The sequence below is a fragment of the Bacillus sp. B-jedd genome (assembly GCF_000821085.1).
GTDB lineage: Bacteria > Bacillota > Bacilli > Bacillales > Cytobacillaceae > Bacillus_D.
Genome location: NZ_CCXR01000001.1, coordinates 3,179,959 through 3,193,052, shown reverse-complemented (window position 1 = coordinate 3,193,052; position 13,094 = coordinate 3,179,959). Strand labels below are relative to the sequence as shown.

At 47.8% G+C, this 13,094-nt stretch carries 14 protein-coding genes; 10 read left to right on the top strand and 4 right to left on the bottom strand.

The genetic code is table 11. The features are described 5' to 3' along the window. Positions 1-90: 90 nt before the first annotated feature. The 7 genes from sufB (at position 91) to BN1002_RS23400 (ending at position 7,310) form a co-directional block, all read left to right on the top strand. A complete protein-coding gene (gene sufB / locus BN1002_RS16025; RefSeq protein ID WP_048826430.1) occupies positions 91-1,488 on the top strand; it encodes a Fe-S cluster assembly protein SufB in 1,398 nt (465 codons plus the stop codon). Positions 1,489-1,757: 269 nt separating this feature from the next. Beyond that, positions 1,758-2,603 carry a DUF72 domain-containing protein gene (locus BN1002_RS16020; RefSeq protein ID WP_048826428.1) on the top strand — a complete coding sequence of 282 codons (846 nt, stop codon included), beginning with the start codon at positions 1,758-1,760 and terminating at the stop codon, positions 2,601-2,603. An 85-nt stretch (positions 2,604-2,688) separates the two neighbouring features. Further along, entirely contained in the window at positions 2,689-3,510 is an 822-nt protein-coding gene (locus BN1002_RS16015) for a sulfite exporter TauE/SafE family protein (RefSeq protein ID WP_048826426.1), read from the top strand. A gap of 41 nt (positions 3,511-3,551) precedes the next feature. Further along, positions 3,552-4,901 (top strand): bifunctional metallophosphatase/5'-nucleotidase, encoded by a 1,350-nt coding sequence (locus BN1002_RS16010; protein ID WP_048826424.1) that lies wholly within the window; start codon positions 3,552-3,554, stop codon positions 4,899-4,901. A gap of 147 nt (positions 4,902-5,048) precedes the next feature. Next, positions 5,049-5,351, top strand: coding sequence for a YunC family protein (locus BN1002_RS16005; RefSeq protein WP_048826423.1), 303 nt, complete (start codon positions 5,049-5,051; stop codon positions 5,349-5,351). 344 nt (positions 5,352-5,695) lie between these two features. Continuing rightward, complete coding sequence (locus BN1002_RS16000; RefSeq protein ID WP_048826420.1) at positions 5,696-7,204, top strand: sodium-dependent transporter; 1,509 nt, start codon at positions 5,696-5,698, stop codon at positions 7,202-7,204. 1 nt (position 7,205) lies between these two features. Beyond that, the gene (locus BN1002_RS23400; RefSeq protein ID WP_082036260.1) at positions 7,206-7,310 is read left to right on the top strand and encodes a methionine/alanine import family NSS transporter small subunit; all 105 of its coding nucleotides are present in this window, start codon (positions 7,206-7,208) and stop codon (positions 7,308-7,310) included. A 48-nt stretch (positions 7,311-7,358) separates the two neighbouring features. Here the strand turns inward: BN1002_RS23400 and BN1002_RS15995 are convergent, their stop codons facing one another. After that, positions 7,359-8,435, bottom strand: coding sequence for a M23 family metallopeptidase (locus tag BN1002_RS15995; RefSeq protein WP_231575041.1), 1,077 nt, complete (start codon positions 8,433-8,435; stop codon positions 7,359-7,361). A 182-nt stretch (positions 8,436-8,617) separates the two neighbouring features. Here BN1002_RS15995 and lipA point away from each other — a divergent pair, with 182 nt between their 5' ends. Further along, entirely contained in the window at positions 8,618-9,547 is a 930-nt protein-coding gene (gene lipA, locus BN1002_RS15990) for a lipoyl synthase (protein ID WP_048826419.1), read from the top strand. 126 nt (positions 9,548-9,673) lie between these two features. Here the strand turns inward: lipA and BN1002_RS23830 are convergent, their stop codons facing one another. Together BN1002_RS23830 and BN1002_RS15980 are read right to left on the bottom strand one after the other, a co-directional pair. Further along, complete coding sequence (locus BN1002_RS23830; RefSeq protein WP_148362801.1) at positions 9,674-10,126, bottom strand: hypothetical protein; 453 nt, start codon at positions 10,124-10,126, stop codon at positions 9,674-9,676. 39 nt (positions 10,127-10,165) lie between these two features. Then, the gene (locus tag BN1002_RS15980) at positions 10,166-10,771 is read right to left on the bottom strand and encodes a YhcN/YlaJ family sporulation lipoprotein (RefSeq protein WP_048826414.1); all 606 of its coding nucleotides are present in this window, start codon (positions 10,769-10,771) and stop codon (positions 10,166-10,168) included. A 113-nt stretch (positions 10,772-10,884) separates the two neighbouring features. Here BN1002_RS15980 and BN1002_RS15975 point away from each other — a divergent pair, with 113 nt between their 5' ends. Further along, complete coding sequence (locus BN1002_RS15975) at positions 10,885-11,160, top strand: YutD family protein (RefSeq protein ID WP_048827998.1); 276 nt, start codon at positions 10,885-10,887, stop codon at positions 11,158-11,160. 103 nt (positions 11,161-11,263) lie between these two features. On the opposite strand, the gene BN1002_RS15970 is transcribed toward BN1002_RS15975, so the two are convergent. Then, positions 11,264-11,530: a DUF3055 domain-containing protein gene (locus BN1002_RS15970; protein ID WP_048826413.1), complete on the bottom strand. Its 267-nt coding sequence runs from the start codon at positions 11,528-11,530 to the stop codon at positions 11,264-11,266. Positions 11,531-11,783: 253 nt separating this feature from the next. Here BN1002_RS15970 and BN1002_RS15965 point away from each other — a divergent pair, with 253 nt between their 5' ends. Then, on the top strand, positions 11,784-13,085 hold the full coding sequence (locus BN1002_RS15965) for an EAL domain-containing protein (protein ID WP_048826411.1): 1,302 nt from the start codon (positions 11,784-11,786) through the stop codon (positions 13,083-13,085). The last annotated feature ends 9 nt before the right edge of the window (positions 13,086-13,094 follow it).

Sequence of the window (13,094 nt, the reverse complement as noted above, 5' to 3'; positions counted from 1 at the left end):
GGAATGTTTTGGCAGAAGCGCGGCGCGAGTGAGCAAAGCGGCTTTTGCAAAAAAACAATCCAGGAAGCCTTAAGAAGGAGGAAAACGGTAATGGCTAAAAAAGCGCCAGAAATCGGTGATTATAAATATGGCTTTGCCGACAGGGACGTTTCCATTTTCCGGTCGAAGCGCGGCCTGACGCGTGAGATTGTAGAGGAAATTTCCAAGATGAAGGAAGAGCCGCAGTGGATGCTCGATTTCCGTCTGAAATCGCTTGAGCATTTTTACAACATGCCAATGCCTCAGTGGGGCGGCGATTTGAATTCATTGAACTTTGATGAAATCACTTATTATGTTAAGCCTTCCGAAAAGACTGAACGGTCATGGGATGAGGTGCCTGAGGAAATCAAGGCGACCTTTGACAAGCTAGGCATTCCGGAAGCGGAACAAAAGTATCTGGCCGGGGTTTCCGCCCAGTACGAATCCGAGGTTGTTTACCACAATATGCAAGAAGATCTCGAGAAACTTGGGATTGTCTTTAAGGATACCGACTCGGCGCTAAAGGAAAATGAAGACATTTTCCGCGAGCACTGGGCAAAAGTAATCCCACCGACTGACAACAAGTTCGCTGCTTTGAACTCGGCCGTTTGGTCGGGCGGCTCGTTCATCTATGTTCCAAAAGGCATAAAAGTCGAGACGCCGCTCCAGGCATACTTCCGGATCAACTCCGAGAACATGGGACAGTTCGAGCGCACGCTGATTATTGTTGACGAAGGTGCATCCGTGCACTATGTCGAGGGCTGTACAGCTCCTGTTTATACAACGAACTCGCTGCATAGCGCGGTTGTTGAAATCATTATCAAGAAAGATGCCTACTGCCGCTACACGACCATCCAGAACTGGGCGAACAACGTTTACAACCTTGTAACGAAGCGCGCGGTTTGTGATGCGAATGCGACAATGGAATGGGTAGACGGCAATATCGGCTCCAAGCTGACAATGAAGTATCCGGCTGTCATTCTACGTGGCGAGGGTGCGCGTGGCATGACGCTGTCCATTGCCCTTGCAGGTAAAGGCCAGCACCAGGATGCAGGCGCGAAGATGCTTCACCTGGCGCCAAACACATCATCGACCATCGTGTCAAAATCAATTTCCAAGCATGGCGGAAAGGTTACCTACCGCGGGATCGTCCACTTCGGACGCAAAGCCGACGGCGCCCGCTCCAACATTGAGTGCGACACGCTGATCATGGATAACCAGTCGACTTCAGATACGATTCCGTACAACGAAATCCTGAACGACAACATTTCCCTTGAGCACGAGGCGAAGGTGTCGAAGGTTTCCGAAGAACAGCTCTTCTACCTGATGAGCCGCGGTATCTCTGAAGAGGAAGCGACCGAAATGATCGTCATGGGCTTCATCGAGCCATTTACGAAAGAACTTCCAATGGAATACGCCGTCGAAATGAACAGATTGATCAAGTTCGAGATGGAAGGATCCATCGGTTAAACTATTACGTTTACTAAACCGTCTGCCGTGCTGGCAGGCGGTTTTCCTTTTATGTTTGTAAGGGTGGGACAGGGAGAGAGGATTTGTGCTTTGCCTTGTCCCAATAATTAGGACAACCTGTCCGAAACTGCATAATATAAGAAAAGTCCACGGGCCAAGGACGGTTTTTGCAAAGAGCGCTTGGGTTTACAATTTCCTGCTCCGGGAAAAAGACGAGAACAAGGTGAATTTTAGGACTATTGTGCTATGATGGGTCTGGAGGGATTTTTATGATTTACATAGGTGTAACAGGGTGGGGCGACCACGACAGCCTGTACGGCCCCGGCATACCCGCGAAAGAGAAATTGAGTGAATATGCGGGCCATTTCCCGACTGTCGAGGTGGATGCTTCTTTTTATGCGATTCAGCCTATTAAAAATGCGCAGCGATGGGTTGATCAGGTTCCAGAAGGATTCCAGTTCGTTGTGAAAGCTTATCAAGGCATGACCGGCCATCAGCGCGGCGGCACCCCTTTTGAGACAGAAGAAGAAATGTTCACCGCCTTTAAGGAATCCCTGGCACCATACATTGCGCAAAATAAACTTGCGATGGTCCTGTTCCAGTTCCCGCCATGGTTCGAATGCAAAAAGGAGAATGTGGAATACTTGCGTTTTTGCAAAAAGGAAATGGACGATCTGCCATGTGCGGTTGAATTTCGGCACCAGTCCTGGTATGCACCCGACTTCCGCACAAAAACCCTCGAATTCTTAAGAAGTGAAGGCTGGATTCACACCGTGTGCGATGAGCCTCAGGCAGGCTCGGGTTCAATTCCGATAGTGCTTGAAGCGACGCAACCTGATAAAACACTGGTCCGGTTCCATGGAAGGAACGTCCACGGCTGGCAAAAGAAGAACGCCAAAAATTGGCGTGAAGTCCGTTACCTTTATAAATATAATCAACAAGAGCTGAGTGAATGGGCGGGGCTGCTCAAAAAACTCCAGCACCAAAGCAAAGACATATATGTGTTGTTCAATAATAATTCAGGAGGGGACGCCGCCGGCAACGCGAAGGAGATGATCGGAATTTTGGGAGTGGATTACGACATCCTGGCGCCGAGGCAACTTGACCTGTTTTAAATAAATCACAATACATCGATAGACACTTAGAAGCAGACGGCAAAGCACAGGCTTGTGTGCATATAGTAGGGAGAATTTTGGCCAAATGGAATGGATATTTATAATAATCATCGGGCTCGTGGCGAGCTCGCTCGGTTCACTGATCGGCTTAGGCGGAGGAATCATAGTCGTTCCCGCTCTTCTTTACGTTGCATCCCTTGGAATCCTGCCTGATATTTCACCGCGGGAAATCGTTGGAACTTCATTGTTTACCATGATTTTTACTGGGATGTCTTCGACAATCGGTTATGTTAAACATAAAACAATTGATTACAAAAGCGGACTCGTTTTTCTCGCCGGTAGCGCCCCAGGCGGGATTTTTGGCGCCTGGATGGTCAAGCACCTTGATGTGCAGGCTTTTAATCTCTATTTCGGCTTATTCGTCCTTTTCGTATCAGCTGTGATGGTACTAAGAAGCAAGATCAAGCCGATTCCATACAATAAAGAATCCGGCTATACGAGAACTTTCACTGATATTTCGGGGCAGACATTTGAATATGGATATAACCCTGTTGTCGGGATATTGATTTCACTTGTAATAGGCTTTATCTCCGGCATTTTCGGGGTCGGTGGAGGATCGCTCATGGTACCGGCAATGATTCTGTTTTTCTATTTCCCACCGCACGTCGCCGTGGCGACTTCGATGTTCATGATATTCCTGTCATCGATCATCAGCTCCATTGCCCACATCACGCTCGGAAACATCAACTGGCTGTATGCGCTCGCCCTCATCCCGGGTGCCTGGATTGGCGCGCAAATCGGCGTTTTCCTGAACCGCAGGCTTAAAAGCAAAACAATCGTCCTGCTCCTGCGAGCCATCCTCATCATCATCGGCATTCGGCTTATTTTTGAAGGAATTACCGGGTGAGGCTGGACCCCTACCACCAGAACAGCAAAGGAAGCGAACGGATGGAAACGATACATATTTACCACACAAATGATTTGCACAGCCATTTTGAGCATTGGCCGAGGATCAGCAAGCTTCTTCACGAACGCGCAGACTCGCACCGTAAAGCCGGGGAAGAGGTATTGCTTTTCGACATTGGTGATCATGTCGACCGCTGGCATCCCTATACCGAAGGAACGATGGGGAAGGGGAATACAGACCTCTTGAATGAGACGGGATACACCGCGGTGACAATAGGCAATAATGAAGGAATCACCTTGCCTTTTCAAGGACTTGACACCCTTTATTGCAAAAAAAACTTCGATGTCCTTGTAGCAAATTTATATAAAAAAGATCGAAGTCGTCCGGAATGGGCCGAGCCGTACAAAATATATACCACCCATGCGGGAACAAGGGTTGCGGCAATCGGCCTGACGGCTAATTTTTCGCTTTTTTACAAGCTTCTAGGATGGAACCTCAGCAATCCACTTGAGGAACTAAGAAAGCATTTGCCTGTCCTAAAAGAGAAAGCGGATGTCATTGTACTCCTTTCCCATCTTGGGATTTATGAAGATGAGCATATTGCCGCCGAGTGCCCGGAAATTGATGTCATCCTGGGCGGCCATACCCACCACATTCTTCCCGAGGGTAGTGAAGTGAATGGGACGCTGCTCGCAGCTGCGGGCAAATATGGGCAATATGCAGGGCATGTAACGATTAAATTTGAAAACAACCGCGTTATCCATAAGGAAGCGTTACTGTATCCAATTGCCGAGTTATCACGGGAACCGTGGGAAGAGGCGGAATCCAAAGCCCTTTACGAAAAAGGAAAGTCACTTTTGCAAAAAAAGGCGGCTCAGGTTGAATTGCTGACCGCCGATTATTTCGAGGATTCCGACTTGCCGCAGCTTCTCTGCGAGGCTCTTCGGGAATGGTCTGGAGCGGAATGCGCATTCTTAAATGCAGGTCTGATTCTAGGACCGCTTGAAGGAACGGTCACGAAGTTCGACCTTCTTTCAGTCTGCCCCCATCCGATTAATCCGTGCACCGTCATTCTGGAAGGTACCGAGCTTCGCGAAATCCTGAGGATGACGCTCGACGAAAGCCTGCACCATCTTGAGGTTAAAGGAATGGGGTTCCGCGGAAAGGTGATGGGCAAGTTCGTCTATGACCAAATTGACTTGATCCTGGATCAAAGGGATTTCCTAATCAATGGCGAACGGATCGAGCCCGCACGCAAGTATAAGGTTGCCATCCCTGACATGTATACATTTGGCAAAATCTTTCCCGAAATCGTCAGATCCGATACGAAATACTATTATATGCCTGAATTTCTCCGCGACGTGCTCGAATGGAAACTGACAAAACTGTAATTGACACGCCTGTCTCCCAGTTAGTTGAGGCAGGTATTTCCTTTTGCAAAAATTAGAGAGTTCTCAATATGCTCTGGCCTTCCTTCTGTTGTTCACTCCCCGCAGTTTCCTGCATAGAGTAATAGGGACAGGAAAGGAGGCGGGCGGATGATTAAGGTGACACCGATCGAAATCGGAGGAAAAACTTTTCTTGGGATAACAGTCGAGCTTCCCAAAACCACACTGCTCGCAGTGTCTGCCAACAACGGCTACATCATGTGCGGGGCGCTGGATGTGGGATTGCTGAACCGAAAACTAAAGGATAGGAAAATAATTGCGGGAAGGGCGGTCGGCGTCAGGACAATTGAACAGCTGCTTGACGCACCGCTTGAATCCGTTACTCATGAAGCTGAAAGATGTGGCATCCATCGAGGAATGGCAGGCAGGGACGCACTGTTGAAAATGTTATAAAGAGGAAAGGCATTCAATCCGGGATATGAATGCCTTTTTATTTTGCAAAAAATAATAACATTAAAATTATTAATGGATAATGAAGGAAAAAGAAAACGCCTGATGTAAAGAGAGCCCTCGATAGAAAAAAGCAAGGAATTACCAAAAGATTCCTCATGTCCAATGATAATTTAGTATTGAAAATTATTCATCAATAAAGATATATTAAAATAGTAAATTTATTATGATTTTACCATTGACATGTTAGGAATAAATCCCTATACTAATTTTATGATTCTCAAAGTAATCAGAAAAATAGAAAATTTTAGATTTATCTAAATCTAGAATTATGGGGGTATTTGTGTATGGAAAATAGACCGCAGTGGGGGACCAGGGCAGGATTTGTTCTTGCGGCAATTGGTTCAGCAGTCGGACTGGGGAATATTTGGAGATTCCCTGCAGTCGCCTATGATAATGGAGGAGGAGCTTTCTTTTTCCCGTACTTATTCGCTCTTTTAACAGCTGGTATTCCGCTCCTCATTCTTGAATTCACGCTTGGCCATAAATACAAAGGTTCTTCTCCGCTTTCATTCGCGCGGCTGAACCGCAAGTTCGAATGGCTTGGCTGGTGGCAGGTAGCAATTTCATTTGTCATTTCTACCTACTACCCAATCATCATTGCATGGGCTTTATCTTACTCATGGTTCTCAGTCAACCTATCATGGGGCAAGGATCCTGGCGCATTCCTGATGGGAGATTATTTAAAAGTAGCTCCAAACCCGGGCGAATTCATTGGCCTCGTACCTGGCGTGTTCATCCCATTACTGATTGTTTGGGCAGTCACTTTGGGGGTTCTTTTCAAGGGAATTAAGAAAGGGATCGAAGCGGCAAACAAATTCATGCTGCCAACCCTAATTATCCTGTTCCTGATCATTGTTCTAAGGGCTCTTACACTGGATGGCGCTGCAGAAGGCCTGAATGCTTTCTTCAAGCCTGAATGGAAAGAAATCGCGAATCCAAAGGTTTGGGTCGCCGCTTACGGACAGATTTTCTTCAGCTTATCCGTCGGTTTCGCAATCATGATTACTTATTCAAGCTATCTTCCTAAGAAGACAGATTTGACAAACAATGCATTCATCACTGGTTTTGCAAACTCAGGCTTTGAATTGCTTGCTGGTATCGGTGTATTCGCCGCGCTTGGTTTCATGGCGCAGCAACAGGGCGTTCCTATTTCAGAAGTTGTAAGCTCGGGTATCGGGCTGGCGTTCGTTGTATTCCCGCAAATCATTAACGAATTCCCAGCATTCCCAGAGTTCTTTGGCTTTCTGTTCTTCTTCTGTCTCGTTCTCGCTGGTTTGACGTCGCTTATTTCGATAGTTGAAACTTTTGTTGCCGGCGTTCAGGACAAGTTTAATGTTTCTCGTACAAAAGCTGTCGCAATTGGCGGAGGCGCATCAGCGCTTGTATCGGTCCTGTATGCAACTCATGGGGGCCTGTACCTACTTGATTCAGTCGACAATTTCATCAATCAGTTCGGTATCGTCATCGCCGGCCTCGTTGAAGTGGTTCTCGTTGCATGGGTAGCAAAAGAGCTTTCCAATCTGCAATCTCATGCAAATGCCATTTCTGATATGCGGATCGGCGGCTGGTGGAAGGTAGCGCTGGGCTTCATCACACCACTTGTTCTCGGATATATGACCGTTCAGAACTTTATCACGAACATTAAAGAAAATTACGAAGGCTACCCAACTTCCTTCCTGCTTTATGCGGGCTGGGGCGTCGCGGCGGCGGCCGTTATTGTCGGATTTGTGTTCATGTCACTGAAATGGAGCAAGAACCAGCTGGATGTTCCTGGCACAAGGGAGGTTTCCTAATATGTCGGCAAGTGCTATTGCAATGATGGTTGTCGGAATTGTCATCATTTGGGGAGGGCTCGTAGCGAGCATCGCCAATGCGGTAATCAAATCGAAAAGATCATAAATGTTCATAGGCCATTCCGGTTTTCTCGGGATGGCCTTTTTAAAACTGCTATTTATGGATTTTCTGTTGCATTTTTGCCTTTTTGTCCATGCGCTCCCATTTTCTTAAGTGAGGGTATGGATCGAATGACCATTCGGTATAACCATTATCCTTATACATCCCATAATGGAGATGCGGCGGAAATTTGCCTGAAGTTCCCGGCGGCCCATAGCCGGAGCTTCCGACTCCGCCAATCAGCTTTCCAGGCTCAACAATATCACCAACTTTAATATCCTTTGCAAAACCGCTTAAATGAGCATAATAGTGGTAATTATTGTTCAAATCCCGGATGCCGATGCGCCAGCCGCCAAAGCGGTTCCAGCCCTTCATTTCAATAATGCCGTAAGAGGTCGCGCGCACTGGAACACCATATCCGGCGAAAATATCGGTTCCTTCGTGCATCCGCCTGCCGCCCCAGCCGCGGGCGTCGCCCCATGTATTTTTGTAGCTGTGGTTGCTTCTGTACGGCACGGGAAAAGCATTTCCTTCGAGATCAATCCGTCCGAATTGCTGATAGATTTTTGCGAATCCCATAATCATGCCGACAGCCTTATCGCGATGATAGTATTCCCAAAGGGCAATCCTGAAGTTTTCGTTATCAAATCCATACTTAAGGACGTGATTGGCAAAAGCCTGAAGCACATCTTCGCCGTGATGCCTGCTCGCCTTTCCATTTCCGTTCCCATCAACACCGACCCCACCAAAGAAGGCAATTGTTCCCGGATGTGTATCTTCGGGATTGGGGTTTGCAGCACCAGCCCAAACGTCGGGAGCAAAATAAATCGAGATTGCGCCTTCGGGATCCGGTAAATCCTTCCGGGATAGCCTGACATTCCGTTCATACTGATCGACACCGGCAAGATAGAACCATGGGATTCCTGTGGCTGCTTCCGCTTTTTTGTACAACTGCATCCTTTTGCTGAAGAGATTGGGTTCTTCATTCGCCTGAACAACAGGCGGCTGTTCCTTTGCAGTTTGCTCGGCGTTTGGGCCAGCCTGGCTTTCTGTTAACTGGCGTTCGCCGGTACGGGCAAAAGCACTGCCCGCGAGGACAAACGAACATAATAATAGCAATAATACCCTCACAGGGCGCCCTCCTTCATAGTTAATTTGCTCGTCCTTTTTGCTATAGTTTGCCGTCTGCATGGAACAATCATAAGAAGAAATGATTCCCAATCAAAGGACCCAACTCTTGAAGGGAAAATAGGAGTATGATACAGTTTCAAAAGAGAAGCTAGACACGTACATAAACAGATGGAGTGGATGAAATGACACTTGATAACAGGCCGCAAAGAAAGCCTGAATGGCTGAAAATAAAATTGAATACGAATGAAAACTACACCGGGCTGAAGAAAATGATGCGCACAAAGAATCTCCATACTGTATGTGAGGAAGCGCGTTGCCCGAATATCCATGAATGCTGGGCGGTCAGAAGGACAGCTACTTTCATGATTCTTGGTGACACCTGTACAAGGGCATGCCGTTTCTGTGCTGTCAAAACAGGCCTCCCAACCGAGCTGGATCTACAGGAGCCTGAGCGCGTCGCCGACTCCGTTTTCCAAATGAACCTGAAGCATGCGGTTATCACCGCAGTAGCCCGTGACGATCTGCGCGATGGGGGATCGGCTGTTTTCGCGGAAACAGTCAGGGCCGTCCGAAGGAAAAACCCGTTTACAACAGTTGAAGTCCTGCCGTCTGATATGGGCGGGGTGGAGGAAAACCTCCGCACCTTAATGGATGCCCGTCCCGACATCCTGAACCATAACATCGAAACTGTCAGGAGGCTGACTCCCAGAGTACGGGCGAGGGCAACTTATGAGCGGTCTCTTGAATTTTTGCGCCGCGCAAAAGAAATGCAGCCTGACATCCCAACGAAATCAAGCCTGATGATTGGCCTTGGCGAGACATGGGATGAAATTGTTGAAGTCATGGATGACCTCCGCGCCAATCATGTCGATATCATGACCATCGGCCAATATTTGCAGCCGACAAAAAAACATCTAAACGTTGTGAAATACTACACGCCAGATGAATTCAATGAATTGAAACAAATCGCCATGTCAAAAGGTTTCAGCCATTGTGAATCTGGACCGCTTGTCCGTTCTTCCTACCATGCTGACGAACAGGTGAATGCTGCGGCGAGGGCTAAAACAGCTGCAATGGAAGCAGCCGGTGAAGGCACGGCCATTGAGGCGTAAGGAAATTGTTTTATCAAAAAAGGCATCCGCTAGGATGCCTTTTTTCGCTCTCTAATCGCCCGCAGCGGCGAAATTTTGTGGCTCCGGTCGAATAGGAGCGTTCTAATCGCCCGCAGCGGCGAAATTTCAGGCTTCGGTCGAATAGGCGCGGTCTAAACGCCCGCAGCGGCGGAATTTTGTGGCTCCGGTCGAATAGGCGCGGTCTAAACGCCCGCAGCGGCGGAATTTTGGAGCTCCGGTCGAATAGAGGCGTTCTAAACGCCCGCAGCGAAGAAATTTTGAGGCTCCGGTCGAATAGAGGCGTTCTAATCGCCCGCAGCGGCGAAATTTTGAGGCTCCGGTCGAATAGAGGCGTTCTAAACGCCCGCAGCGGAAAAAATCCTGAGCTCCGGTCGAATAGAATCGTTCTAAACGCCCGCAACGGAAAAAAACCTGGCTTCCGGTCGAATAGAGGCGTTCTAAACGCCCGCAGCGGAAAAAATCCTGGGCTCCGGTAAAATAGGCGTGTTCTAATCGCCCGCAGCGGCGAAATTTTGTGGCTCCGGTCGAATAGGATCGTTCTAAACGCCCGCAACTCAAAAAATCCTAGCCTCCGGTCGAATAGCATCATTCTAATCGTCAGCGACCGCTCCCCATCCCGCCGCTAGATCCCTTCCCCGGCCTCAAGCCCTGAGGTGTCTTCACCATTTCACGAATCACCGCATCAATGGCCTCAGTCACATTCTTATTCTGCGTATTCAGGCTCGATAGCGTCTCCACATCCCGGATCAGCATTTTATTATCCGACACATATACATGGTAAAAGCGCGGCACAACTGACATGGCTGTCTTTCGCACTTGGTCAGCTGTAAGCTCTCGGTTGGCCGTATCCGAGTCATAGGCAACCAGTACCTCGTCATCGGTCACCAGGACCGCCGCATCATTCACATTCGGCAAATCCGTCGTCAGACGGCCGATATCCCTCGCAAGCTTCTTCCTGTCCAGGACAGGAGGCTTGTGCCTTGCTGATTTATCTCCCATGATCGGGCTTTTCTGATGACGATAATAACCAAACTGATGGGACTTGTCAGCACGTTTCCCTTTCACATCCCCGTAAACCTCTGAACGGCGGCTATCCGGATGCAAATGACTGACCCCGCCATATTGATCCCCCGCTTTATCCCCGCCGGAACATGCGGCAAGCAGGGACACGAACAGTACATAAACCAATAATTTCTTTTGCATGGAAAACACCTCCTAACAGAAGTATTGCCCACCTGAATATTTTTTCTCTTAGTAATTGGATGGGAATCGGTTATAATGGAAAAAGAGAATTGCCGGCAAATGAGGTGAAAACTATGATAATGGTCAATAACGTGGCTTATGAAGTAATTGAGGATTACCGGGACGGCTTTAATGAAGAAGCATTTAAAGAAAGATACAGCGAGATCCTCGCCAGATATGATTACATTGTCGGCGACTGGGGATACGGGCAGCTCAGGCTAAAAGGATTCTTCGACGACCAGAACCAGAAAGCTACCTTTGATACGAAAATCAGCACAATCACAGAATACCTGTACGAGTTCTGCAACTTCGGCTGTGCTTACTTTGTCGTAAAAAAAGTGAAAAAGTAATTTTTTTGCAAAAGAAGGGGCAGCCGCAAAACGGCTGCCCCTTCGACAATGCTCAATGAATTCCGGCTAACGCCGTCTACAGTCTACACCATCTGTCTCGCTCCTAAATCACTTCCACCAGGAAGGAGCGCAGTTCCTCGGCATCCTCCTCCGATAGCTTGAAAGCAAACTCAAGATATCCTTCTTCCTTCAAATCATCCTCCCCGATAATCGCAAAGCGGCTGCCTTGCATATCGAGCACCAGTGTCTTTCCGTAATGCCTACCCGTCTGTACAAGCGCCAAATCAAAACGATTATTTTCACCAACAAAACTGACAAACCTCGTTTTTGAAACCTCTGTATCATCATACAAGAAAAACCGTTCAGCCATCTTCGTGCTCCTTTTTGCCTATTTTATTTAGGAAAATTCCTATCATAAAGTCCCTGGCGCCATATAGGACCAAAATCAAAAATATCCCTTATCATATTTGGCACTAATTTTTTCATACTCACCCCATTTTACCAAAAATTCTGGTATGAAGTGCATGTCGACAACTTTTCAAAAAAACGATAGTGAAAAATCACGAAATTTGGCAAATTGTGTTACAATACTATTACAGGCTCATCGGAGAGGAATGAACGAAATGGTCCGACAGTATGTGGTAAAAGCCGCACAGCTTATGAAATGGGGCAAGATAGTGCTTCCCCTGTCCTCAATAAAATTTTTCCCTCCGCAATTTGTCCTGAGGAATCCGGTTGCCCAGGGAGTCCGAAAAGCTTTCGATGATGGACATGAGGCAGCCGTTATTGTCTTTAATCTAAAAAATATGAAAGAGCTTGCTGATTTTCTTGGACCTGTGAAATTCCCTAAATTCATGGGGCGGTTCAAGCAATTGTTCAAGCATTCGATAGAAATGGAAGTGGGCAGCGAGGAAATCATCACTCTCCATGATTTTTATGGGGACGGCCTTTCGCTCTACATCCGCACAGGACACGACCGCTGTGGCCTTTCCGCAATAGATGGCCTGATGAGGAAGGTTGCCGGGGAGGCGAGAAGAAAAATCCACGCTGAATTTCCTGACGTGCAGATGGTCCTTGAGACCGGGTATATGTTTGTCGAGAAGAAGGCATACTCCGTCCAGGAAGCTGTCCTGAAAGCACACCAGCAGGCTGTGGCGATGGCGGAGAAAAGAGTGGAGTCCGAGTTCAATGAGCTGCTGTTCATCATGAGCAAAATCATTTCACAAAGGGAGCTGTTCCTGCTTGCGCAGCCGATCATTGATGTCGCGACAAGGGAAGTTCGCGCCTGGGAGCTGTTGACACGCGGACCGGCCGGCACGATGCTTGAAAACCCGCTGACGCTTTTTTCAGTCGCAAGGCAAACGGGCAAGCTATATGAACTGGAAATGGTCGTCCTCGACAAAGCGCTTGACCAAATAAAGGCAAGCGAATGCACGCAGGATATCTTTATTAATTTCACCCCGCTCACAATGGGGAATGCAAAGTTCATCCGCGATGTGAAAAAGCTGATGGGCAAATATAAGAACATATCACCAAAGCAAATAACATTTGAGATAACAGAGCGGGATTCCATTGAGGATATGAGGGACTTCATATACAATATTAAAGTTCTCCGCCTGATGGGATTTAAAATCGCGGTTGATGATACCGGCTCCGGTTACGCCAGCTTGAATACAATTAGTGAAGTGATGCCGGACATCATCAAGATTGACCGCTCCGTCATCCAGAACATCGATAAAAATTCCGTGAAGGAATCGATGCTGAAGGGGCTGCTGCTCGTTGCGAGGGAAGCAGGCTCGCTTGTGGTTGCCGAAGGCATTGAAAACGCTGAAGAGGCCTTGGTATTGACGAGGAACAAAGTTGACCTGGCACAGGGCTATTTCTATGCAAAGCCGGCCATCCTTGCAAAAAAAATCGCTACATAGGGAAGTGTT